General features: G+C 54.4%; 28 protein-coding genes. 8 read left to right on the plus strand and 20 right to left on the minus strand.

Annotation, left to right across the window (positions count from 1 at the left end; genetic code table 11):
* Positions 1–635: 635 nt before the first annotated feature.
* Positions 636–1,841, minus strand: coding sequence for a CaiB/BaiF CoA transferase family protein (locus HP15_RS07120; RefSeq protein ID WP_014576838.1), 1,206 nt, complete (start codon positions 1,839–1,841; stop codon positions 636–638).
* A 165-nt stretch (positions 1,842–2,006) separates the two neighbouring features.
* Here HP15_RS07120 and HP15_RS07125 point away from each other — a divergent pair, with 165 nt between their 5' ends.
* The 6 genes from HP15_RS07125 (at position 2,007) to HP15_RS07150 (ending at position 8,536) form a co-directional block, all read left to right on the plus strand.
* On the plus strand, positions 2,007–2,660 hold the full coding sequence (locus HP15_RS07125; RefSeq protein WP_206076561.1) for an ABC transporter ATP-binding protein: 654 nt from the start codon (positions 2,007–2,009) through the stop codon (positions 2,658–2,660).
* Positions 2,650–5,217, plus strand: a complete 2,568-nt coding sequence (locus tag HP15_RS07130; RefSeq protein ID WP_041645170.1) for an ABC transporter permease — start codon at positions 2,650–2,652, stop codon at positions 5,215–5,217. The genes HP15_RS07125 and HP15_RS07130 overlap by 11 nt, the downstream gene beginning before the upstream one ends.
* A 309-nt stretch (positions 5,218–5,526) precedes the next feature.
* The gene (locus HP15_RS07135) at positions 5,527–6,345 is read left to right on the plus strand and encodes a transporter substrate-binding domain-containing protein (protein ID WP_008169535.1); all 819 of its coding nucleotides are present in this window, start codon (positions 5,527–5,529) and stop codon (positions 6,343–6,345) included.
* A 153-nt stretch (positions 6,346–6,498) separates the two neighbouring features.
* Positions 6,499–7,164, plus strand: coding sequence for an amino acid ABC transporter permease (locus tag HP15_RS07140; RefSeq protein WP_008169533.1), 666 nt, complete (start codon positions 6,499–6,501; stop codon positions 7,162–7,164).
* Positions 7,164–7,817: an amino acid ABC transporter permease gene (locus HP15_RS07145; protein WP_008169529.1), complete on the plus strand. Its 654-nt coding sequence runs from the start codon at positions 7,164–7,166 to the stop codon at positions 7,815–7,817. The genes HP15_RS07140 and HP15_RS07145 overlap by 1 nt, the downstream gene beginning before the upstream one ends.
* A complete protein-coding gene (locus HP15_RS07150) occupies positions 7,814–8,536 on the plus strand; it encodes an amino acid ABC transporter ATP-binding protein (protein WP_014576841.1) in 723 nt (240 codons plus the stop codon). The genes HP15_RS07145 and HP15_RS07150 overlap by 4 nt, the downstream gene beginning before the upstream one ends.
* An 88-nt stretch (positions 8,537–8,624) precedes the next feature.
* Here the strand turns inward: HP15_RS07150 and HP15_RS07155 are convergent, their stop codons facing one another.
* The 17 genes from HP15_RS07155 to HP15_RS07230 form a co-directional block, all read right to left on the minus strand.
* The gene (locus HP15_RS07155) at positions 8,625–9,017 is read right to left on the minus strand and encodes a hypothetical protein (RefSeq protein WP_014576842.1); all 393 of its coding nucleotides are present in this window, start codon (positions 9,015–9,017) and stop codon (positions 8,625–8,627) included.
* A 64-nt stretch (positions 9,018–9,081) separates the two neighbouring features.
* Positions 9,082–9,783, minus strand: coding sequence for an SDR family oxidoreductase (locus HP15_RS07160; protein WP_014576843.1), 702 nt, complete (start codon positions 9,781–9,783; stop codon positions 9,082–9,084).
* A gap of 113 nt (positions 9,784–9,896) precedes the next feature.
* Positions 9,897–10,316 carry a DUF4399 domain-containing protein gene (locus HP15_RS07165; RefSeq protein ID WP_373274854.1) on the minus strand — a complete coding sequence of 140 codons (420 nt, stop codon included), beginning with the start codon at positions 10,314–10,316 and terminating at the stop codon, positions 9,897–9,899.
* Between the two features lie 75 nt (positions 10,317–10,391).
* Complete coding sequence (locus HP15_RS07170) at positions 10,392–11,303, minus strand: serine hydrolase domain-containing protein (RefSeq protein WP_227499723.1); 912 nt, start codon at positions 11,301–11,303, stop codon at positions 10,392–10,394.
* Positions 11,304–11,522: 219 nt separating this feature from the next.
* Complete coding sequence (locus HP15_RS07175) at positions 11,523–11,855, minus strand: YnfA family protein (RefSeq protein WP_008169514.1); 333 nt, start codon at positions 11,853–11,855, stop codon at positions 11,523–11,525.
* Positions 11,848–12,291 carry a GFA family protein gene (locus HP15_RS07180; RefSeq protein WP_041645171.1) on the minus strand — a complete coding sequence of 148 codons (444 nt, stop codon included), beginning with the start codon at positions 12,289–12,291 and terminating at the stop codon, positions 11,848–11,850. Before HP15_RS07180 ends, HP15_RS07175 begins: the two co-directional genes overlap by 8 nt.
* 3 nt (positions 12,292–12,294) lie before the next feature.
* Entirely contained in the window at positions 12,295–12,837 is a 543-nt protein-coding gene (locus HP15_RS07185) for a DinB family protein (protein WP_014576847.1), read from the minus strand.
* Between the two features lie 65 nt (positions 12,838–12,902).
* A complete protein-coding gene (locus tag HP15_RS07190; protein WP_014576848.1) occupies positions 12,903–13,499 on the minus strand; it encodes a glutathione S-transferase family protein in 597 nt (198 codons plus the stop codon).
* A 45-nt stretch (positions 13,500–13,544) separates the two neighbouring features.
* Positions 13,545–13,997 carry a GNAT family N-acetyltransferase gene (locus tag HP15_RS07195; RefSeq protein WP_008169509.1) on the minus strand — a complete coding sequence of 151 codons (453 nt, stop codon included), beginning with the start codon at positions 13,995–13,997 and terminating at the stop codon, positions 13,545–13,547.
* Positions 13,998–14,034: 37 nt separating this feature from the next.
* A complete protein-coding gene (locus tag HP15_RS21890; RefSeq protein WP_081449868.1) occupies positions 14,035–14,127 on the minus strand; it encodes a ChaB family protein in 93 nt (30 codons plus the stop codon).
* Positions 14,124–14,390 (minus strand): DksA/TraR family C4-type zinc finger protein, encoded by a 267-nt coding sequence (locus HP15_RS07200; protein ID WP_041645172.1) that lies wholly within the window; start codon positions 14,388–14,390, stop codon positions 14,124–14,126. The genes HP15_RS21890 and HP15_RS07200 overlap by 4 nt, the downstream gene beginning before the upstream one ends.
* 98 nt (positions 14,391–14,488) lie before the next feature.
* A complete protein-coding gene (locus HP15_RS07205) occupies positions 14,489–14,809 on the minus strand; it encodes a DUF2834 domain-containing protein (RefSeq protein WP_041645173.1) in 321 nt (106 codons plus the stop codon).
* Positions 14,810–14,838: 29 nt separating this feature from the next.
* A complete protein-coding gene (locus tag HP15_RS07210; RefSeq protein ID WP_014576851.1) occupies positions 14,839–15,336 on the minus strand; it encodes a hypothetical protein in 498 nt (165 codons plus the stop codon).
* A 1-nt stretch (position 15,337) separates the two neighbouring features.
* Entirely contained in the window at positions 15,338–15,658 is a 321-nt protein-coding gene (locus tag HP15_RS07215) for a hypothetical protein (RefSeq protein WP_014576852.1), read from the minus strand.
* Positions 15,659–15,808: 150 nt separating this feature from the next.
* Complete coding sequence (locus tag HP15_RS07220) at positions 15,809–16,288, minus strand: acyl-CoA thioesterase (protein ID WP_014576853.1); 480 nt, start codon at positions 16,286–16,288, stop codon at positions 15,809–15,811.
* A 61-nt stretch (positions 16,289–16,349) separates the two neighbouring features.
* Positions 16,350–16,640: a DUF1330 domain-containing protein gene (locus HP15_RS07225; RefSeq protein WP_014576854.1), complete on the minus strand. Its 291-nt coding sequence runs from the start codon at positions 16,638–16,640 to the stop codon at positions 16,350–16,352.
* Positions 16,641–16,699: 59 nt separating this feature from the next.
* On the minus strand, positions 16,700–17,545 hold the full coding sequence (locus HP15_RS07230) for a LysR family transcriptional regulator (RefSeq protein ID WP_014576855.1): 846 nt from the start codon (positions 17,543–17,545) through the stop codon (positions 16,700–16,702).
* Positions 17,546–17,689: 144 nt separating this feature from the next.
* On the opposite strand from HP15_RS07230, the gene HP15_RS07235 reads away from it, so the two are divergent.
* The gene (locus HP15_RS07235) at positions 17,690–18,403 is read left to right on the plus strand and encodes an FMN-dependent NADH-azoreductase (RefSeq protein ID WP_041645175.1); all 714 of its coding nucleotides are present in this window, start codon (positions 17,690–17,692) and stop codon (positions 18,401–18,403) included.
* Positions 18,387–18,866 (plus strand): nucleoside deaminase, encoded by a 480-nt coding sequence (locus HP15_RS07240; protein ID WP_014576857.1) that lies wholly within the window; start codon positions 18,387–18,389, stop codon positions 18,864–18,866. The genes HP15_RS07235 and HP15_RS07240 overlap by 17 nt, the downstream gene beginning before the upstream one ends.
* 31 nt (positions 18,867–18,897) lie before the next feature.
* Here the strand turns inward: HP15_RS07240 and HP15_RS07245 are convergent, their stop codons facing one another.
* The gene (locus HP15_RS07245) at positions 18,898–19,335 is read right to left on the minus strand and encodes an AAA family ATPase (RefSeq protein WP_041646179.1); all 438 of its coding nucleotides are present in this window, start codon (positions 19,333–19,335) and stop codon (positions 18,898–18,900) included.
* Between the two features lie 92 nt (positions 19,336–19,427).
* Complete coding sequence (locus HP15_RS21895) at positions 19,428–20,477, minus strand: hypothetical protein (protein WP_206076551.1); 1,050 nt, start codon at positions 20,475–20,477, stop codon at positions 19,428–19,430.
* Positions 20,478–20,760: the final 283 nt, after the last annotated feature.

The following is a 20,760-nucleotide window of genomic DNA, read 5'->3' on the forward strand; positions in this document are numbered from 1 at the left end:
TCGACCGGGCCAATCGCTCGGGGGAGTTGCTGTATCTTGGACGAACGGGTTGTCGATCCCCAGCTGCCATCCGCTAAAGTATTCAAGGAGCGTAAGACCCGGGATAATCAATAGGAACGCTGCGATTGTGAGCGTAACCGGACAATCTGAGCAAGGCCTGTAAATCAGAGCCTTGTAGCGGAGTATGAGGCCGCACGCGAGAAAGCACATCGCTGTGTTGAATTTCATCGACTGGAAGCCGGGAAGGATGCGCTTTCCGGCTTCGATGTCAAAAAACCAAGACAATAAAACCAGTGTGGCAATAGCGATTGTGAGCCAGCCGATCTGGTGCACAATGCGCCTGTAGATCCCAGAGGGTCTCGTAGCAGAGTGGGTATTGAATCTCAGGGCTTTATCGCTTGTCACCGTCTGAACTCCTCCTTGAGCGGGCGCAGAAACTGCCTTGCTTGAGACGCTAGCTCGGACTCCCGGATCGCATCCTTCAGCCTCTCACCAACAGCATAGCTACGGGTCGAAAAATTGCTACACGTGTAGGTTCGATATACGTTTAAACCTACCATCTGGACGTTATTGCCGTGCAGTCTGTGCTTATAAATCCCGCCGTTTCCGAAGAGTGATCAGTGTGTATGCAGCGTTTAAAAAATGTTAGTGGCGGCTATGGCTGCGATGCCTGAATCACACATCGCCTGGATTTCTTCGGCGGAATACCCACACTCTGCCAGCAGTTCGCCGGTTTGCTCGCCAAGGCGCGGAGCTCCCTGCCAGTGCTGCTCCGGTGCGGCCGAGAATCGCGACGGCGCCCTGGCCTGGCGGAGTCGGCCGGCCTGGGGGTGGTCGTAGTGGGAGAGCAGATCGTTGGCCAGTACCTGGGGATGGTCGAGTACCTGAGTGCGGGTCAACACCGGGGCGCAGGGCACTTGCTCGGCCTCGAGCCTTGCCAACCAGTGTTCGGCCGTATCGGTTTTGATGACCGACTGGATCAGCTCCAGCCTCGCATCAATATTCTCCTGGCGCAGCCGGGCAGTCAGGAACCTTGGATCCTCCGCCCACTCCGGGCGGTCCACAGCACGAATAAGGGCTTGCCACTCTCGATCGCTCTGAACCGCAATGGTGATGTAGCCGGTTGTGGTCTCATAGATGAGATCCTGAAGGCTCGCAGCCTCCTGCTGCGGCACCTCACTGTGAACAAAGGTCTGGCTGCCCATGTCGGAGCTCCAGAGAAACGCGATGATCGCGTCCAGCATGGACAGCCGGACATGTTGGCTTTCCCCGGTGCGTTCGCGGGCAAACAGAGCCGCGGTAATCGCCTGGGCTGCGGTTACACCGGTGAGCTTGTCGGGCAAAATGGTTCTCACCAGTTGCGGTCGAAGTTCATCGGCGCCCGCCTGCACGGTGGCCAATCCGGAGAGGCCCTGAATCAGCGGGTCGTATACCGGTCGCTGGGAATAGGGGCCGGTGTCACCGAAGCCACTGATTGATACCATCACGAGATTCGGGGCCACCTTGCGCAGCTGCTCTTCGCCGAGCCCCATCCGCTCAATGACGCCCGGCCGGAAGTTCTGCACAAAGACATCGGCCGACGCTACCAGTCGAAGCAGCGCGTCGCGTCCTGCCTTTTTTTTCAGGTTCAGCGCCACTGATTTCTTGTTGCGGTTGTTGTTGAGGTACAGCGCCGACATATCGCCCTGCCGATTGGCCGCGGAGCGCGTAAAGTCGCCACCCGCCGGATTCTCGATCTTGATAACCTCGGCACCCTGATCCGCCAGTATCATGGTCGCGAGAGGCCCGGAAATCATGGCTGTCAGATCGATAATGCGGATGCCATCGAGTGGTCCGGTCATGGTCAGGACTCCTGTTTTTCCGTGAAGGCGCCAAAAAACGTGAGTGCGCCACTCTTAAAAAGGGTTCGTACTCTAAACTTTATGCGGATGCCGATCATTTACCAGTACGCAACAGAGCAGGAAATTCATCAAACCAGAGGAGCGCCAGTGTCCACCAGCGTTGAAATGACCGACATTTTTCTCGAGTACCCCACAGAGTCCGGCAAGGTCGCCGTACTCAAAAATGCCTCCCTCATGGTGCCCCCGGGAGAAACACTGGCAATCACAGGCCCCTCTGGCAGCGGGAAAACGTCCCTGCTTTTGTTGCTTTCCGGCCTGCAGCGACCGACCAGTGGTGAAATTCTGGTCGGCGATCAACGTCTGGGCGACATGGACGCCAATGCTCTGGCCGACTGGCGAAGTGAGCACCTTGGCATCATTTTCCAGTCCTTTCACCTGCTGCCTGGCCTCACGGCCCTGGGAAACGTGAGTCTGCCGCTTGAGATTGCCGGCGAGGCCAGGCCGCGGGAACGAGCTCTCGCCATGTTGGAGGCCGTTGGTCTCAGCCATCGGCTGCAGCACTACCCGGGGCAGCTCTCTGGCGGCGAGCAGCAACGGGTTGCGATCGCTCGGGCACTGGTTCACCAGCCAAGCCTGTTGTTGGGAGATGAGCCCACAGGCAATCTGGACCATGAAACCGGTGAGAAAGTGCTCTCCCTGCTGTTCGACTTGCACAAGGACAGCAAATCCACGCTGGTACTGGTGACCCATGACGAGCGCGTTGCCGAGCGTTGTCAGCACAGGGTCCGGATGGACGGTGGGCGTCTCTATGCCTCCTGAACGCTCCACAAACCCGCTCTGGATGCTCCGATTCGCGATCACCGACCTGCGGTCACGTATCTCTGCGTTGAAGATTTTCCTGGCCTGCCTGATTCTCGGCGTTACCCTTGTGGCTGCGACAGCCAGCCTCTACCGGGTGATCGAGCAAAGCTTGCTGGCGGATACCCGCGCGCTGCTCGGTGGCGATGTGGAGCTGGATACCAGCGAGCCGCTGCCCGATGATGCGCTCGAATGGATTCGTGCTACCGGCAAAATTTCACTGGTTCGGGAATTCGATACCATCGTCAGCGGAAGCGGCGGCGACGGCTTCTTCCGGGCGGAGATACTGGTTCCGGATGCTCTCTATCCCCTCTACGGCGAGCTGGAGCTAATGCCGGATGAGCCTCTGGGGGCGCTTACAGGCCAGAAGGAAGGGCAGTGGGGCGCTATCATCGATCCTTTGCTGGCAGAACGCCTGGGCCAGTCGATTGGTGACCAGATTGAGATTGGCGCCGCCACCTTTCGAATCAGCGGCCTTATCGAGAAGCAACCGGATCGGAGCCTGAACGCCAATTGGCGAGGTCTGCCGATCATGATTTCCGAGCAGGCCGTGGAGGCAACCGGGTTGATTCGCCCGGGTAGCCGCGTGGATTACGAATACCGGGTACAAACCGAACAGAATCTCGACACCTGGCTTGAGGAATTCGAGCAGGCATTCCCGGATGCGCGATGGGAAATCACTACGTTTGCCGAGCGCAGCGAACGGATTTCCGAGCGTCTGGACCAGATTGCCACAGCACTCATCCTTATCGCTTTCACTACATTGTTCATCGGTGGCCTCGGCGTTGCCAACAGCATCCACGCCTACCTCGATGAAAAGCTGGGCACAATTGCCACCTTGCAAACACTTGGCCTGCGTCGCAAACCGCTTGTCGGCATATACCTCCTGCAGATTGGTGTATTGGGCAGCCTTGCAGGGCTTATTGGCGGTAGTATCGGGCTGGGGCTTTCCGCCCTGGCGATCAGCCTGGCGGGCGATGCCTTTGCTCTGGCGGGGCCCGATGGGGCCGGCGGCTGGTTGTCCTTGTGGTTGGTTCCTTTGCTGCTGAGCTGGCTGTTCGCTGTTCTGACTGCTTACGTGTTCGCACTGCCGGCACTCGCTCGAGCCCTCGCTGCTGCGCCGGCCGGGCTTTTCCGGGGGCAGGTCGAGGCGGCTCCCAACGAGCCTCGAAGCTGGCGGATTGCCAGCTATCTACTGCTGGCTGTCTACATCGGCGCTACCCTGTTCTGGCTCCCATCGCCTCATCTGGGCTTTCTGTTCCTGCTGGCGGTTACGCTGCTCTGGGGTCTCCTGGAAGGTTTGATCAAGGGGTTACGCCGCGGTGCCAAGGCTCTGGAAAACGGCGGTTTTGCCGACCGCAGGTTTGCCCGGCGGTTGGCCCTGGCCAATCTGCACCGGCCGGATTCGCCGCTCCGGGCAACGCTGCTGTCACTGGGCACCGCACTGACGCTTGTGGTGGCCTGCACGTTGATGGTTACCACGCTCCTGAGGGCGCTTGAAACCACCATACCGGAACAGTCGCCGGCGCTAATCCTCTATGAAGTGTTCCCGGACCAGATGGAACCGCTGCAAAACGGCCTGGAAGCGGTGGATGCCTCCAGCCGCGTCGAGTTGCTTCCGATGGTCCGTTCCCGTCTGGACACTATTAACCAGAAGCCGATTGCGGAGGTTCTGGCTGATAATGCCGAAGCTCGGCGAGAAGCCATGGGCGATGAATACAAACTGAGTTATCTCTCGGGAAACCCCGAAGCACTGGAACTGGTGGAAGGCAGCTGGTGGGAATCGCCGGCCCCCGAGGGGGAGCCTGCGTACATGGCCATGGAGGATCGGGAGGCCTACCAGCTTGGACTGGGGGTGGGCGACCAGCTCACCTTTACTGCACAGGATAAGAGCATCGACGTCGAAATCCGTGCAATTTACCGGCAAAAAGGGCTGCAGACCCGATTCTGGTTCGAGGGCATATTGCAGCAAGACGCACTGGACGACTTGATCAGCCTTTACGTCGGTGCGGTCTACCAAAGCGATGAGGCGGCCAGGGAATCCCAGCAATGGCTGGCACAGAACATCCCCAATGTAATCACGCTGCGCACCGCTGACTGGCTGGAAACCGCCGGCGATCTGCTGAATAAGGCAGCCGCGGGCCTGGCGGCTGTGGCATCGGTCAGTCTTCTCGCCAGCCTGCTTGTGCTTTCCAGCGTGGTCAGTGTCAGCCGCAGGCGGCAGCTTTACGAGGCCAACCTGTTGCACTGCCTTGGCGCCCGTCACGGAGCGATCCGCCAATCCATGCTGCTGGAAACCGGTTTGCTGACCTTCCTGGCAACGGTTTTCGCGACGGCGCTTGGTGCGCTAATTGCTTTACCTGTGGCTGACCTCGCCTTGAAGCTGCCGGCCGGCGATTTATGGTGGATTGGGGCGCTGGTTGCCGGAGGTGTCAGTTCGCTGGCGCTGCTGGGTGGATTACTGCCCACGCTCAGGGCAATGCGGTTAAACCCCGCTGTGTTGCTCAGAGACCGTTAAAATGGCCTGCTATAGTAATAAATTCGTCTTTTTGATTAAGGAGGTGTAAACATCAGTTAAATCATAGACCTAAGAACATGAAAAATGACTGTTTGTTCGTTTTTTGGCCGCTATCACGAGTTGCAGGCTCAAAAAATCCGGTTATATTGAGGAAATTAAGGAAAATTGCCTACCAAATGGCAAATTTCAAAAATTTTCACTAAATAATCTACGGTAGTATTTTTACGTATGCTTTTTGCACATAACTCGTGTTGTGTAGGCATAACGGACACACACTTTTCGCCCACGAAAGAAAAAGAGAGAATAACTATGATTCGCAAACTAGCACCGCTTGTATTCGCTTGTGCTGCGGTAACCTCCGTAAGCGCGACAGCCGATCAGCTGGACACCGTGATTCAACGTGGCACTCTGAACTGTGGCGTGGTTCTGGATTTCCCACCAATGGGATATTTTGACGAGAACAACGAGCCTGCAGGCTTCGACGTCGATTACTGTAACGACCTGGGCGAGGCGCTCGGCGTAGACGTCAATGTTCTCAACCTGACCTGGGGCGAGCGGATTCCCTCCCTGGTGTCCGGCAAGACTGATGTGGTTATCGGTTCTACCTCCGATACACTGGAGCGCGCCAAGACCGTTGGCTTCACCTACCCGTATTTCGTCTTCAAATTCCAGGTTATCGCTAACGAGGACAAGAACATTGAATCCTTCGACGACCTGAAAAACCTGAAAGTCGGTGCAGCACTCGGCACCACCTATGAAACCGAATACCTCGCGTATGCCGAGCAGCAGGGCTGGGGCAAGGACAACTACACCTCCTTCAAATCCGAGAACGATGCCTACCTGGGTCTTTACCAGGGCAAGGTCGACGCAATCATCTCTACCAACACCAACATCGCGACCAAACTGCGTAGCGAAGAGTTCGCAGACTTTGAAGCAGGCCCCTACGTTCCCAACTACGACGACGTTGTGGGCATCATCGCCAAGCGTGATGAGGTTGCCTGGATCAACTACCTGAACCTGTTCCTGGTACGCCAGATTCGCGACGGCAACATGAACGAAGCTTACAACAAGCACTTCGGTACCGATGCGCCGGCCGATCTGATCAAGTCCCTCCGGGACAACAAGTAAGCGCCGAACCGACGGCCGCCAAACAGGCGGCCGTCATTGCATTGGTTCCCGGGTCGGGCTCTCACCCAACGGTGTCCTGACCCAAAATTCTGATCACAGCCCTGGTTAAAGGGCCGTGGTCGAGTTTCCTACCATTCATAAAATGGCCAAGGTATGGACTACGAATTTCACTGGAACGTTGTGTTCCAGAACATGCCCCAGCTGCTGAACGGTGCCTTCGTTACCCTGCACGTATCCGTTCTGGCGATGCTTCTGGGCGTTGTGATCGCAATACTGTTGGCGATCGCCAAAATGAACAACACAAAGTTCTTCAGCCAGGTTGCTACGGTCTGGGTCGAGATCGCCCGGAATACGCCGGCCCTGTTCCAGATCTACATGGCCTATTTTGGCCTTGGAGCATTTGGTATCCACCTCAGTCCCTACGTGGCGGTATTGAGCGCACTGGTCTTTATCAACGCGGGCTACCTGACGGAGACGTTCCGGGGTGGTTTCCAGTCGATTCCGAGCACCCAGTACAGCGCCTCCAAGTCGCTGGGCATGACCAGTATCCAGACGTATCGATACATCATCCTTCCGCAGATGCTGAGACGCATCTACCACCCGATGACCAACCAGTTTGTCTGGTCCATCCTGATGAGCTCTCTGGGCATTCTGGTGGGTATGAGCGAGCTTTCTGGCACGACTCAGCGTCTGCAGTCACTGTCGTTCAGAACGCTGGAGTTCTTCATTGTGGCGGCCGTGATGTACTTCGTGATCACCAAACTCGTGTTGTTCGGGTCATCACTGCTTGCTCGTAGACTTTTCAAGGGGGAAATCTGATGAATTCTTTATTCACACCCCTGTCCTGGAGCGATAGCGGTCTGATCCTGACCGGTGTCTGGAATACCATCATCATCTCCGTTGTCGCCATCGTGGTGGGCACTATTCTGGGATTGATCGTCGGCTTTCTCCGTGCCGAGAGCAACAAGGCCGTCAACGTCCTTTTCGGTAGCGTGCTCGACGTGCTGAGAAGTGTTCCCCTGATCATCCAGCTTATTTTGTTCTCCACTTTTGTCGGTGCGATGGGGAATCCACTGGCGCCGTTTGTTGCGGGCTCCATTGTGCTCTCGCTGTATACCATGGCCTTCATGAGCGAGGTATTTCGCAGTGGCTTTGAGAGTGTCAGTCCCTCAATGCAGACGGCAGCGCGCTCACTGGGTATGACCAAATGGCAAACCATCTACCACATTCGGTTGCCGATTGGTTTGCGTGCTGTGTTCCCCTCGTGGCTGGGTGTTGCACTCAGTGTCATCAAGGACTCGGCCCTGGTCTCGGTCATCGGTTACATGGAATTGCTGCGCACGTCGGAGCAACTGATTTCAAGAACCCAGCAACCGCTCGAGATTCTGATCGGTGTTGGTATCTTTTACTTCATTATTTCGTACCCGCTGTCCCACTACGGCCGGTATGTTGAGAGGAAAATGGCAATATGATCAGCGTACAGAATGTCCATAAATCCTTCGGCGATCTTGAAGTACTGAAAGGCGTCAGCCTGGATGTAAAGAAAGGCGAGGTCGTGAGCGTTATCGGGGGCTCCGGCAGTGGCAAGTCGACTCTCCTGTATTGCATCAATGCCATTGAGCCCATCAACAAGGGCAAGATCCTCGTTGATGATGTGGATGTCCATGCCAAAGAGACCAACAAGGACAAGCTGCGCCAGAAACTGGGCATGGTCTTTCAGCAATGGAATTCCTTTCCTCATATGACTGTACTGGAGAACGCCGCACTGGCGCCCAGAATCGTCAAGAAAATGAGCAAGGAAGAGGCAATCGAAATTGCCAAGAAAGAGTTGGAGCACGTCGGCCTGGGCGACAAGTTCGACGTCTATCCCACGAAAATGTCGGGCGGCCAGCAGCAACGCCTGGCGATTGCCCGTGCTCTGGCCATGAAGCCTGACTATATGCTGCTTGACGAGGTGACCTCCGCGCTCGACCCGGAGCTGGTCGGCGAGGTTCTGGATACCCTGCGCCTGTTGGCAGAAGAGGGGATGACCATGATCTGTGTGACCCACGAAATGGGGTTCGCACGGGATGTCTCTGACCGGGTGGCTTACTTCCACGAGGGTGTGATCGCAGAGATCGGTGAAGCACGCCAGGTGATTACCGATCCGCAAAACCCGCTCACCCAGAAGTTCCTTTCAAAAGTGCGCTAGAAAGTCGCCACAACCGTGGCGCTGGCTGGGGGAGTTCTTGGACCCGCTTTCCCAGCCATTTTTCCAGCCCGCCCAGAATCCGGTGGCTTCAGTTCCGGTTCTTCAGCACCTCATAAATCTTCCTGACCGCTTCCTCCTGCTTTTGTTTCTCAACCATATCTTCCAGCAGCTCCAGTACCCGTTTCTCGTCGTTGCTCCGAAGACCCGGCCAGTACACATAGGGCACCAGATCCGGATTGCTGATAAAGAACAAGGCGGTTTGTTCCGGATCGTTGGCGATGTCTCCGCGCAGGCCTACGGAAAACTGGCGGCCCTCGCCACCCCGTAGCGTTAACAGGAGGGATTGGTCCTGCTCGATGAATCGGGTTTCCTCCACGGTAATGGGCTCTGCCAGATCCGGCACGGAGGTGATGTAGTATTGAAAGCCAAGGAACCCCAGCAGAACAGCAATCAACGCTGCCAGGGCAAAGGATTTGTTCATTCTGAAGATTCCAAGCTGCTTACATTGCTCTGGCAAATAATCCAAAGGGAAGGGATTTGATCACTTAGCTCAGCGGCGTCCATGGCCACCAGGGCACATAGGCCCGGCGCTTCTCCGATTCGATGGCCTTCACCAGAGCCTTCACTCCGGTTTCCAGATCCACCCGGAAGGGGGCATTTTTCGTATCGCGGTTAATATCGGTGAGAATGTAGCCCGGCATGATGTTGCTGACGTTAATGGGCTTGCCCCTGGTATCCAGTTGCAGGCCTTCCGCCAGAGAGGCTACGGCGGCCTTGGTGGCAGCGTATACGTTCAGTGGCCCACGGAAACCGCGAACACCACTGACTGACGACATCAACACCAGGTGACCGCTGTTTTGCTCGCGGAAGATCTCCATGGCCGCCTCGCTCTGGGCAATAGCGGCGATGAAGTTGGTCTCGGCGGTGTGACGGTTGGCGGCGAAATGCCCACGGCCGATGGGCTGTGAGCTGCCAATGCCTGCGTTAACCACCACCCGATCAAGACTACCGAGCTCATCCCGGAAGCCCCGGAACACTTCGAACACCTGATCGTAATCGCAGACATCAAGGCCTCGGACGAGTACCCGGATATCCGGATGAGCCTGCTGCAATTCCCGCTGGAGAGCTTCCAGCTTGTCTGCCCGGCGCGCACAGAGCGCCAGATTACAGCCTTTGGCCGCCCATTCGCGAGCCATGCCTTCCCCGAGACCGGTGCTGGCACCGGTAATCAGAATGTTCTTTCGCATCAGCTATCCCCTGGATTCGTTCGGATTATTTGCGCTCACAGTAGCATGATCGAACGCCCAGGGGATTGACTGAAATGCAACTCTGCACTGGCCATTCCGTTCAGGGTAGAACGTTACTCCACCATTACTGTGATCTTCTCGGAAACCACTGGCGGGTTGTGCGGCACATGCATGTGATCACCGACCAAAAGCTGCAGCGTGTGTTTACCCGGTGATAGCGTGATCTCGGTTTCGGTTTGCCCGCCACCAAAGTGTCTGATTTGATCCGTTGCCGGGAGGGATTTGCTCAGATCGGACGGTACGTCGGTATCGATCAGCAGGTGGTGGTGTCCGGTGCCTGCTTTTTCCACGCCAGCAGGTGCCACGCCCATGTTCCGCAGACCAAAGACGACTTTGAAGGTTTCGTCTACGGTTGCGCCGTCAGTTGGTTGCACGAAATACACGCCAGCGTTGGCCGGCGCCTCAGACTTCATGCTCTCTGCAATCGCTGCTACTGGCGCGATCAACAGAGCTGAAAACAGTGTAATTGCGATCCTGTTCATTTCGTTTCCTCCTTGGTGTTCGCCACCAGTGAATATAGTTGAGGAAACTTATGCGTGACGGCCGCTTCAGTTTTCCACGGCAGGAATTATGTGCTCCTCAATTAACTGGAACTGGCGGCGCAAAAAGGCTGAACCCGGCGAGGGAGGGGTAGGGTCAGAGGTCATCACCACGGTCAGTTTGCGAGCGGGCATCACATACAGTACCTGGCCTCCGTACCCACGCCCGTAATACCCCATTTCGCCGGCGAGCGGCTGCTGGAACCAGCCATAGCCATAGGGATCATCTGTGTAGGCGGACCTTCCGCGTTCAATCCAGGACTCCCGCACCCAGTTTTCCGGAAACAGGCGCCGATCACCAAGGCGGCCTTCATTGCGATAGAGCTCGCCGATTTTTGCCAGGTCCCTTGGCGAAAGAGCCATATTATTGCCACCAAAATAGATCCCCTGGGGGTCCCGACCCCAGGCAGGAATAGTTATATTCAGTGGCTCGCCCAACCATTCCCGCGCCAGGTCGAGCGTGCTGCGCCCGGCGCTTTCAGTGAGCGCCGCCGAGAGCAGGTGGCTGCTGCCGGTAGAGTAGAGCATGCGACCGCCCGGCTCATCCACGAACGGCCGGGTAAGCACATGGTGCACCCAGTTATCGCTGTTCACCCAGGGGCCATAGTAACGGCCAGATGTCCGCTGCAACCCGGCCTGCAAAGACAGCAGGTGGCCCAGAGTTATCCGGTCTACGCCCTCGGTGGCGGAGGCGGGTACGCGGTCACCGAGCGTTTCAACAACCGGTTGATTGGTTCCCTCGAACACACCTTTTTCGATGCCGATACCCACCAGCGCGGCGAGTACTGTCTTGGAGAGAGATTTGATGTTGGTTGGCGTGTCGAGCCCGGCACTCTTCAAATCCAATGCCAGAACTTCCTGGCCCTCATGGACAACAATCAAGGAGTGAAGGCGCTCAAGGTTTGCAGCCTCTCTGGACACCTCTGTTTGCCAGTCGGCTGTCTCTGAGTGGCTTGGCGGGGTCACCAGGAGCAGCAGTGCGAAAAGCCAATATGAAAAGCGTTGCATAGTGTAAGGAGGCGCTGGCGTCTTCGTTTTGGTAATTGGAACGTCGATCATATGACTACTGTACGTCAGCGCGCCGAGAGGAGGTCACGGGTTATTCAGATCTGTGGTGATTATCGGGTACGCGATGCAGATTTATGCGCCTCTAGGCGCAAACATGATAATCGCCATGCCGAGCAGTGCTACGCCGGATCCCACCAGATCCCAAACGGTCGGCCGGATACCATCAATAGCCCAAAGCCAGAGAATGGCCATAAAGATATACACACCGCCGTAGGCCGCATAAACCCGCCCGGCGGCAGTGGGATGCAGGGAAAGTAACCAGGCAAATGCCGCCAGGCTTAGGGCCCCGGGTACCAGAAGCCAGATGCTCTTTCCCTCGCGAAGCCAGAGATAGGGTAGGTAGCAGCCAACGATTTCAGCCAGCGCGGTAACGAGAAACAGACCGATGGTTTTCAGTTCAGGCACGGGGATTTTCCTGTAAAGCTTCCTGTAAAGATTCAAGGCTCTCGGGCCCTGCCTCCAGGCGGACGCAATCCCCGGAGTCACGCTCCCAGGAGGCAGCTGAGCCCATGTGAAGATGCACGTTCACGGCCACGGCCGTTTCAAATGACTCCTCCAGGAGTCCTGCAGGAACCCAAACCAACTCCATTCCCCTCAGTTGATTCGGTACTGGACTACCGCATACCGAGCAGAAATCACTGCGATAGCCTGTTGGCTTCTGGAAAGAAGAGATTTTGTCCTGACCAGACAGCCAGCGAAAATCCTTCTGCGTAACCAAAGTTGCCGCATTTGCCGACGATCCCGTTACCTTCCGGCAGAGGGAACAGTGGCATTGGTAGAGGTTGGGAAGATAGCCCTTGATTTCAAACTTCACCTCGCCACACAGGCATTCGCCGTTCATTTTTCATTCCTTAGATTGGTCTGGAATCAGCGCCAGAAGATCTGTCACCCCAATATCCACCCCGGCTTGTGAGAGCAGCGTAGAAACCTGCCCGCGATGATGGGTCTGGTGATTGAAAAAGTGTTGAAGAAGACTGGAGAACCGACGGTTCGCTGGAACCCCCTTCGTGTTTTGATAACGGATAACCACGTTCAGGTCGTCATCCGACAACGTGCCAACCCAACCGATAATATGGTTGTCGAGCCAGGCCCTCCGCTCCGACAGCGCGGCGAAGTCCTCAAACAGGATATCGTTCAGTTTGTTGGGTGAGGGCAGATCTACGACTTCCTTCAGTGCAATGCTAAAGGTTGGGTGCATGGCGAACCGTTTTAGCCAAATGGTGTCGCCAACAACAATGTGGTTGAGCGTTCCGAGAATGGAGCCGAAGAACGCGCCACGATCCTTGGCCAACTCGGTTTGTTCAAGGCCCCTTGCCGCTCCATAGATCTTTTCATTCATCCACTGATTGTAGGCGGCCATCAATTCGAAATTTGTTCTCAGACTCATTGTCTTGACCCTGTTCGAACTCTTTGGGTTTCATACGGGGATTGGTAGGAAATTACAAAGGACTCCTAAACCATAGGCCTGAAATTCGGTAATGCCGCAACCCGATCCAGCCATGCGCGAATCGCAGGGTAGGCTTCCAGCTCAAAACCACCCTCATCGGCGACGTGGGTGTATGCATAGAGTGAGATATCTGCAGTAGTGACCTTCTCACCCGCCAGGAATGGCGTTTGTGCCAGCTGCTGCTCCATCACCTGCAAGGCCTTGTGACCGCCGGTTTGCTTGGCGGCATACTCGTCGGCTTTGTCTGCCGGCAGTCCCAGGTACTTGTTGATAAAGCGCGCAACGGCGATAAACGGCTCATGGCTGTATTGTTCGAAGAACTGCCATTGCAGAACGCGGGCCTGGGCGAGGCGGTCATTCGGGTACAGATCAGAGCCGAACGCGAGGTAGTTGATGATGGCGTTGGACTCTGACAGCGTCTCGCCACTATCCAGCTCCAGCAGAGGAATCTTGCCATTCGGGTTCTTTTTCAAAAAATCATCGGATTTTGTGTCGCCCGCCAGAATGTCGACATCAATCCACTGATGGTCGATGTTCAGCAGTTGGCAAACGAGCTGAACCTTGTAGCAGTTGCCGGATTGGGTATCGCCATAGATTTTCATGCAGTTTCCTTTGCTGGGAGCGCGCCGTTTTTCAGGCCGGGGCGTTCAGGGCTCCGATCCGGGCTGCTTGAGGTCTTTGGTGTAGACATGCGTTGTTTTGGATTGCGTATAACCAACCGCCGGATAAAAGCCATGAGACTCAAGGCGCGTTACATTAGAGCGTACCACCACCCGCGGGAGTCCCATAGAGCTGGACCAGTCTTCAGCAGACTGGACCAATAGCTGGCCGATACCAGCCCTCCGTGCGCGGGAGCCTACAACCAGGCCTGTAATTTCCGCGACAAACAGCTCGCTGAGGAACAGGCGCTTTTCCACAGCTATCCATCCAACGACCGAACCTCCGGAAAGGGCGACGAAAAGCTGATGGTCGGGAGAGTTAGCGATTGCCTCGAGCCATGCTTTCGTGCGGAGCCTGCTGGCTGTGTAACCCCATTCGAGGACCAGAGCGTGAATGCCATCAAGATGATCAGCCCGCCCCGGTTCGATTGAAATGTCCATATTCAAACGCTAGTCCGGGAGGGTGTGCTATGGCGATTCATTCTTGGGATTTGCCTTTGACCCACCTGTCGCCCTCCTTGTGATATTCCTCTTTAACCGCCGCCCAGGCTACTTTGTGGGCCGTCTCTATCGCAGCTGGCTGTCCTTGCTGCCCCTGCGATTGATGCCGCCAGACTGGCTGTGCTCCTTTTCATGGGCCGACTGGCAGTCAATGCACAAACGAACACCGGGAATGGCCTTGCGCCGGGCCTCTGGAATTGGTGCTCCGCACTCATCACATTCCTCGGCACTTTCGCCTTTGGCCAACTGGCTGCGTGCGCGCTGGATTTCATCCTCAACGCTTGCGTCGATCTGTTCCTGAACCGCACCATCACGAGACCATCCGCCTGCCATGGGGCCCTCCGAAGTCTGGCTGACTGAAACCACTCAACGTTAGCATTGTAGCTCGGGTGCTCAAAGATGGCCGACGCTGATTTGGCTGATGCGAAGAGTCAAAGCCTACCAGTTTCAGTCTCGGGCCCACCTCGAAGAACCAGATACAACAAGGGCCCTGCGGAGACAAACACTGCTGTCAGAACGAAAAACGGAACTAGGTAACCCAATCCTTTGCCTCGACGTTTGGCATCCTGGTACATCCAGATGCAAGCCAATACCGCGAGAATGTAGAGATCAATAACAACCTGTGCGGTATCGGGGCTCGACATCAACTGGGCCCCGAATGCCAGGAGCGATTGCTCGGCGCCGGCCATCACCCAGAAGGTGAAGCCCATAAACAGGCAGAGAACGACGAGGGGGAGGGGGGATAGTCTCATAATCTTCCTTGATTTATTTGTTGCTGGAATTAAATGTCTTCAGCGATGCGCTTGAGGGATTCGCCATCAAGAAAATCGGAGTCAATCTTTAGCAGCTTTGCATCTTTGCCGATCACAAAGAGGAAGGCTTTGTTCCCGTGGTCGGAGTAGGCGAGTGAATAGGAATCCTGCGTCCAAGTGGCGACATCTCTGCCGCTGACAAAATTCTCGTGCACGGCCCCGATCAACGTCTGGTCACAATCGGCTGCAGCTGTCTCAAAGAAAACAGCCTCGAAGAAAGTGCCCGCTGGGCAGCCGTATTCCAACGTTTCATCGTGGGTCATGTCTGCGAATGCCAGGAATCGTTTACCTAGCTCGTCGCCGTATCGGAAGATCAACATGTTCTGGCTGTCGCCAATATCGCCAACAGCGGCGAAACCTGCCGGAATGTTGAATCTCAAGTCCGAGTACAAAAGCTCGATTCGGTTACCGGCATGAACAGCAACGGACAAACTTAAAGCAACAGCGATCAATCCAATCTTGAACATCTCAAATTCCCTTTAGTGCCATGTGGATTTCAGAGCGGAAATTCTGGCTGACTTGCAGCTTGCAAATGTAATAAGTCTGACTGTTACCGGAAGCGATGTTTTTACCGATGCCAGCCACTTGCTTCACGATATAGGAGATTCCTGGCTTGCCGCCGCTCGGTCTGGGAACCAGGTCCATGGAAGCTGAGCACGATTGCGACTCGGTTACTGCGGTATAGACGACCTCAGCGGATCGTTCATTGACGGATTCAGGTGAGGCCGTGCCATCGCCCCAGAAAAAATTGATGGCAGCGGAGACATACTCACGGTCACTGTGATCCATGATCCAATTCCTTTTGTTTACTGAGAGATAACGTCCTCCTGGACGCTTTGCACGTTAGCAAATGATCATTGCGAGAGCGAGTAAATCTACTGCGACCAAGTCACGTTCAAATTCGAAAAAATAGATCTGCTTCAGTTATTTGCGCCGGACTCATTTTTTATGCAGTGCCTTGTAGCGTTCCTCCAGTTCGGCACGAATGGCCCGGCGCTCCTTGCCGTTGGCAAATCGCCGTATCTGATCATCGGTGCTCGGGACCAACTGCGGCACGGCGACGGCTTTGCCGTTGTCATCAACCGCCACCATGGTAAAAAAGCAGCTGTTGCTATGGCGAACCAACTTGTCGCGGATGTTCTCGGTAACCACCTTGATGCCGATCTCCATGGAGGTACGGCCGGTATAGTTCACGCTGGCCAGAAAGGTCACCAGCTCGCCAATCTGGATGGGCTGGAGGAACATCACCTGATCGACGGACAGGGTAACAACATAGGTCCCCGCGTAGCGGCTGGCGCAGGCATAAGCGACCTCATCCAGGTACTTCAGCAGGGTGCCGCCGTGCACATTGCCGGAGAAATTGGCTTTGTCCGGCGTCATCAGAACGGTCATGCTCAGGCTTGTTGAATTGTTTTCCATGGCGCTTCTCTGTTGGTTTTGCTGTCCAGTATAGGCGCCAGGCTGCCAGCGGTGGCAGTAGTTATTCGTCGGCCTCGAAGGTCACCAGATCCACATCCGCTGCCTGGTTGCGTAACGGCACCAATGCCTGATAGGCAGGAGAGTCGTGCCAATTGGCGACGGAATCCGCATTGGGAAAGCGGATAACCACCGTATCGGTGTGCCGGTATTGCCCGCTCAGCACCTTTGCCTGTGTACCCCGAAGTACCAGTTCCGCACCCCAGGGAGCCAGCGTTGCCGGAACAAGGCTGCGGTATTCTGCCCATTTGTCGGGGTCTTTTACGGTGATGTTACCGATCACGTAGGCGGTCATTGGCGTTCTCCGGTTTTTATTGGGCTGATGTCCATGAAAAATGAAAGTGACTGCATGTATTACTGGTTCAGGATATCTTCGATCCAATTCAGGAATTTGGCCGCACTCCTCGTTTCGAAGCTATCCCTACCCGGAACGTAATAGCACAAATCTGATGTTACCGATTGAGTGTCGAAATGCTGCAGAACGTTGGCCTTTAACAGCCTTTCGACGAGCGTTGTAGAGCAGAACACCAGCCCATTGCCCGCCATAGCCTGTTGGATCCCGAAAAGCTCCTGATCAAACGTTTTGAGTTGGATATTTGCCCCCTGCAGTCCATTTTTTTCTAACCAATCGGTGAGGGGAGGGGCCGGTAACGCTTTGTTTTTCCACTCCGTGGTAAAAAGGGTTAAAGGGGCATTTTCCCAGGAGGGAGGCGTCATTCCATAGGCACCAAATACATTGAATGACTCAAATCGAATGACATCAGAATGCTCAGCAACTGAGACATCCCCGAATCGAATGGGAATGATGTAGGATTGGCTGTCGACCGACTCGCCGGTCGATATTTCCACAGAAATCTCGGGGTTGGCTTGTTCGAAATCGTGCTGGGAAGGGATCAGCACCATCGCTGCCAAGGATGATGTCGTCGTCACCCTGACCGTATTGCCTGCCTTCACCACCTCTTCCAAAGCGCTGTCGATTTTGCGAAACCCTTCCGCGGTCGCTTTGGCTAATCGGATACCCGTTCCCGTCAAGGATATCCGTCTTCCCTGCCGATGAAACAGGCTCACATTCAATCGGCTTTCCAGGTTGCCAATATGGTGTGAGATGGCTGTCGGCGTTAGCGAAAGTTCTTCTGCCGCCAACTTGAAACTACCCCGGCGGGCAGCCGACTCAAAGGCTTTCAGCGCCTGTAATGACACCTGCAATGTGAATCTCCAGGTCAATCACGAGTTCATGAACGTTTAGATGAGTTTAATTCATCTGCAAGTGTAATTTTTCCGTTTGTGCAAGTCCATCCAGCGCCACAAACTAGCTCCTGTCATCAATCAGCCAAGGAAATGAACATGAGCACACTATTACACATTGATTCAAGCGTTAGAGCCGCGACAAACCCGAACCCGGATCACGATTCCATATCGAAAAATGTCGCCCGCCGATTCATTGATACCTGGAAACAGAACCGGCCTGAGGATGAATATATCTATCGTGACGTTGGGGTGAATCCACCTGCTTTCATTACCCAGGATTGGATTGGTGCGGTGTTTACCCCTGAGGAAAACAGGACCCCGGCACAGCAAGAGACATTGGCACTCTCTGACACCCTGATCGCTGAGGTCTCAGCAGCCGACGTTATTGTGATTTCCTCACCCATGTACAACTACGGTATGCCGGCCCAGCTAAAAGCCTGGTTCGATCAGATCGTTCGCATTGGCAAAACGTTTGATTTCGATCTCGAACGAGGGGACTTCCCGCTGCAGCCCCTGCTATCCGGTAAGACATTGATCATCGTGACCTCCAGCGGAGAGTTTGGCTTTGAAAAAGGCGGAATAAGAGAAGAGTCTGGCCACCTGGTGCCGCACCTCAGAACGTTGAGCAAATACCTCGGTGTGGACACCATTTATGAGGTCGCCGCTGAATATCAGGAATTTGGCGACGAGAGGCACCGAGTGTCAGTAGCCAACGCCAAAGCTCGAGCCGAGAGCCTTGCTTCAGAGCTGAGCCTTTCCGCCCAGGCTCCATCGTCAGTACGTGAGGTCACCGATGTGGGACGAAATTGATGAAGAGCGTCTAGCAACCTGTGGCGAAAGCGCGATTGATCTGGCTATTAGCAATGTAAAAGCCGGTGGTTTGCCGTTTTCCGCTGTGATCGTCAATCAAAATGGAGACGTTGTCGGCAAGGGGGTAAATCAGGTTGCCGAGCATCTGGATTGTACCGCACACGCAGAAATACAGGCGATAAGGGACGCTTCACGTAATGAAAATAGCGTCTCTTTAAAAGGGACGACGTTGATTGCCTCAGGAGAGCCTTGCGCTCTCTGTTACATGGCGATCCGTATGGCCGGCATTGGGCATGTCCGTATCTTGTTGGATCGCTATGAGGCTGCAGAAAACGGGTTCGATTATCGGTGGACTTACAGGTATTTGAACCCCGGCCTCGTTAATGAGCTAGATGTTGTGACTTTGGCTAACGAAAGGAAGTTACTCCCATTCCAGATGGCCAAAATGGGGCTGAATGATTGAGAGGAGGGGGGTAATAGCGTGGCGGCTAAAATTAAGCCGTCACCATTCTAAAGACTTCCTCCGTGTCGAACTGAGCCCGTTCAGGCTGTTCTTTCTGTCGCTGTTTCAGCTGTTTTAAACAAACTTCATCGTCTACCGACAAATAGTACAGCTCATGAGGAATGCCGTGTTGCGAGTAGACGTCTTTGAACCAGGCTCTCTGCTTACGGGTGTTGCCGGGAAAGTTCAGGACTACAGAGGTACCAGCCAAGAGCACTTGCTCAACGTGTGATTTCAGCACTGGCTTGAGCCGAGATGAGTAACGAATGTAAGCATTGAAATCATTGATCTCGCCGGGGAACAAAGCGGCCAGCCACTCATCCTCTGAGATAAGCACGGCTCCCCGTTCACGAGCGATTTTGCCAGACAGAGTGCTTTTGCCAGCTCCCATTTTCCCGCAGAAGAATATCAACGTTCCGTAGGAATTCATTGCTTAATCCTTGGGCATAACGTCGCCAACAGCGGCCGAGCATAGCGAGGTCCAGCCCCGAAGGGCGATGCTGCTTGGCCTTGTTAGGCTTATTAATATATTGTGTTTTCTGTCATGCTTTTCCAAAGCAGCTTTCGATCTAGTTCTTTTCCTTCGTGAAAAACTCTTCCAAAGGTGTCATCTACTACCCTGCGACCTTTTTCATATACGTGCACATGGATGCCTTTTTCTTGAGGTCTATCTGCAGTCCAGAGAACAGCGGGAGTTGATGACCATAATTCAAAATCAAGTCCTTTGTAGTCATCCAAATCTAGCACTCTGTCCGGTATAATATATTCGTTACTCCGGTGAAACTGATCATGCAAGGGCTTTAAGGGTGTGGATACAATTTTGCCCTTGCTCCACACGCTATCATTCCCACAATTTCCACAAAAATGCTTTGCATGTGGAGTATTTGCAAAGCTTCCTAAATCTAGGTGAGGATAACCACATTTCTTGCAAGTAATGCAGCCCATCTCTCGTCCTTCTTCGATAGATTTTACAAACTCAAATGCGGCTGGAGGCGTGATTTGTATCTGTGTAATTTCATTGCTTTCGAACAAATCTAGGTGCTGTTTATATGAACAAACTATCGCATCGAAATCACGGTCGAGCTTTTTCTTGTCTTGACCTGTGAAGCGCTTGTGCACATGAATCTTTGGAGGTCTAGGAGTAGTTTCCTTCGAGGACATTGCCGGAGGCAAAGAACACCAAACTCCTATTTCCTCAAAATCACTGAAATCAATAACAAGGGGGTCGACAACATAACTCATAGCCATCAAATGATTGCTACAAGTTACCTCGCCAGACTCTGAGACAGCTGCCAGATCAGCCTTTGTTCCCCAATGTATTTGGTGGGTTTTACAATACCATCTATCTGCTCCATTTCTGAACTTTCCACATGGAACGATATGACAGGGAAGGATTGCATTGCCCCCCGACTTATTAGTAAAGCTACCAAAAACTTCTTCTGAACTTACTGCTATATTTCCAATTGTCCTTCCAGGAGCCCAACATATTGCTGTAGCCGCGCTATGATTTTCAGCCTCATCCTCCATTTCCCCTTCATTACAATGTTTTCGAAGAAAGATTTTCTTGGCCATTCCTGTGCCTGGGTCAGACCATTTGCATTCCCAAACTTCGACTTGACCAGTTTCAGGATTTAATTTTCTCGAATAAAACATTCTTTATATATCTCTAGTTGCACTATTCTCGCGGAACTTGGCTGCCTAACGCCTTGAATAAGCCGCCGTTTGGAGCGCTAGCGCAAAACGGTCGGCTTGATTCACTGGTTATAGGCTCCACAGGCCTAAGGACATTGAGGGCATTTTGCACCTCTAGGGTACTGGACATTGTGTATTGGACACAGAGAATAAGTACTCTCTT

The organism is Marinobacter adhaerens HP15 (assembly GCF_000166295.1).
GTDB classification, from domain to species: domain Bacteria; phylum Pseudomonadota; class Gammaproteobacteria; order Pseudomonadales; family Oleiphilaceae; genus Marinobacter; species Marinobacter adhaerens.

Coding starts and splice junctions, on each gene's coding strand:
- HP15_RS07135 (WP_008169535.1), top strand. CDS start 5,527: ATGATTCGCAAACTAGCACCGCTTGTATTCGCTTGTGCTGCGGTAACC.
- HP15_RS07150 (WP_014576841.1), top strand. CDS start 7,814: ATGATCAGCGTACAGAATGTCCATAAATCCTTCGGCGATCTTGAAGTA.
- HP15_RS07220 (WP_014576853.1), bottom strand. CDS start 16,288: ATGGAAAACAATTCAACAAGCCTGAGCATGACCGTTCTGATGACGCCG.
- HP15_RS07120 (WP_014576838.1), bottom strand. CDS start 1,841: ATGACCGGACCACTCGATGGCATCCGCATTATCGATCTGACAGCCATG.
- HP15_RS07190 (WP_014576848.1), bottom strand. CDS start 13,499: ATGAAAATCTATGGCGATACCCAATCCGGCAACTGCTACAAGGTTCAG.
- HP15_RS07225 (WP_014576854.1), bottom strand. CDS start 16,640: ATGACCGCCTACGTGATCGGTAACATCACCGTAAAAGACCCCGACAAA.
- HP15_RS07240 (WP_014576857.1), top strand. CDS start 18,387: ATGTGGGACGAAATTGATGAAGAGCGTCTAGCAACCTGTGGCGAAAGC.
- HP15_RS07235 (WP_041645175.1), top strand. CDS start 17,690: ATGAGCACACTATTACACATTGATTCAAGCGTTAGAGCCGCGACAAAC.
- HP15_RS07130 (WP_041645170.1), top strand. CDS start 2,650: ATGCCTCCTGAACGCTCCACAAACCCGCTCTGGATGCTCCGATTCGCG.
- HP15_RS07180 (WP_041645171.1), bottom strand. CDS start 12,291: ATGAACGGCGAATGCCTGTGTGGCGAGGTGAAGTTTGAAATCAAGGGC.
- HP15_RS07205 (WP_041645173.1), bottom strand. CDS start 14,809: ATGAGACTATCCCCCCTCCCCCTCGTCGTTCTCTGCCTGTTTATGGGC.
- HP15_RS07185 (WP_014576847.1), bottom strand. CDS start 12,837: ATGAGTCTGAGAACAAATTTCGAATTGATGGCCGCCTACAATCAGTGG.
- HP15_RS07160 (WP_014576843.1), bottom strand. CDS start 9,783: ATGCGAAAGAACATTCTGATTACCGGTGCCAGCACCGGTCTCGGGGAA.
- HP15_RS07200 (WP_041645172.1), bottom strand. CDS start 14,390: ATGGCAGGCGGATGGTCTCGTGATGGTGCGGTTCAGGAACAGATCGAC.
- HP15_RS07195 (WP_008169509.1), bottom strand. CDS start 13,997: ATGGACATTTCAATCGAACCGGGGCGGGCTGATCATCTTGATGGCATT.
- HP15_RS07125 (WP_206076561.1), top strand. CDS start 2,007: ATGACCGACATTTTTCTCGAGTACCCCACAGAGTCCGGCAAGGTCGCC.
- HP15_RS21895 (WP_206076551.1), bottom strand. CDS start 20,477: ATGGCCAAGAAAATCTTTCTTCGAAAACATTGTAATGAAGGGGAAATG.
- HP15_RS07140 (WP_008169533.1), top strand. CDS start 6,499: ATGGACTACGAATTTCACTGGAACGTTGTGTTCCAGAACATGCCCCAG.
- HP15_RS07145 (WP_008169529.1), top strand. CDS start 7,164: ATGAATTCTTTATTCACACCCCTGTCCTGGAGCGATAGCGGTCTGATC.
- HP15_RS07215 (WP_014576852.1), bottom strand. CDS start 15,658: ATGGATCACAGTGACCGTGAGTATGTCTCCGCTGCCATCAATTTTTTC.
- HP15_RS07155 (WP_014576842.1), bottom strand. CDS start 9,017: ATGAACAAATCCTTTGCCCTGGCAGCGTTGATTGCTGTTCTGCTGGGG.
- HP15_RS07210 (WP_014576851.1), bottom strand. CDS start 15,336: ATGTTCAAGATTGGATTGATCGCTGTTGCTTTAAGTTTGTCCGTTGCT.
- HP15_RS07245 (WP_041646179.1), bottom strand. CDS start 19,335: ATGAATTCCTACGGAACGTTGATATTCTTCTGCGGGAAAATGGGAGCT.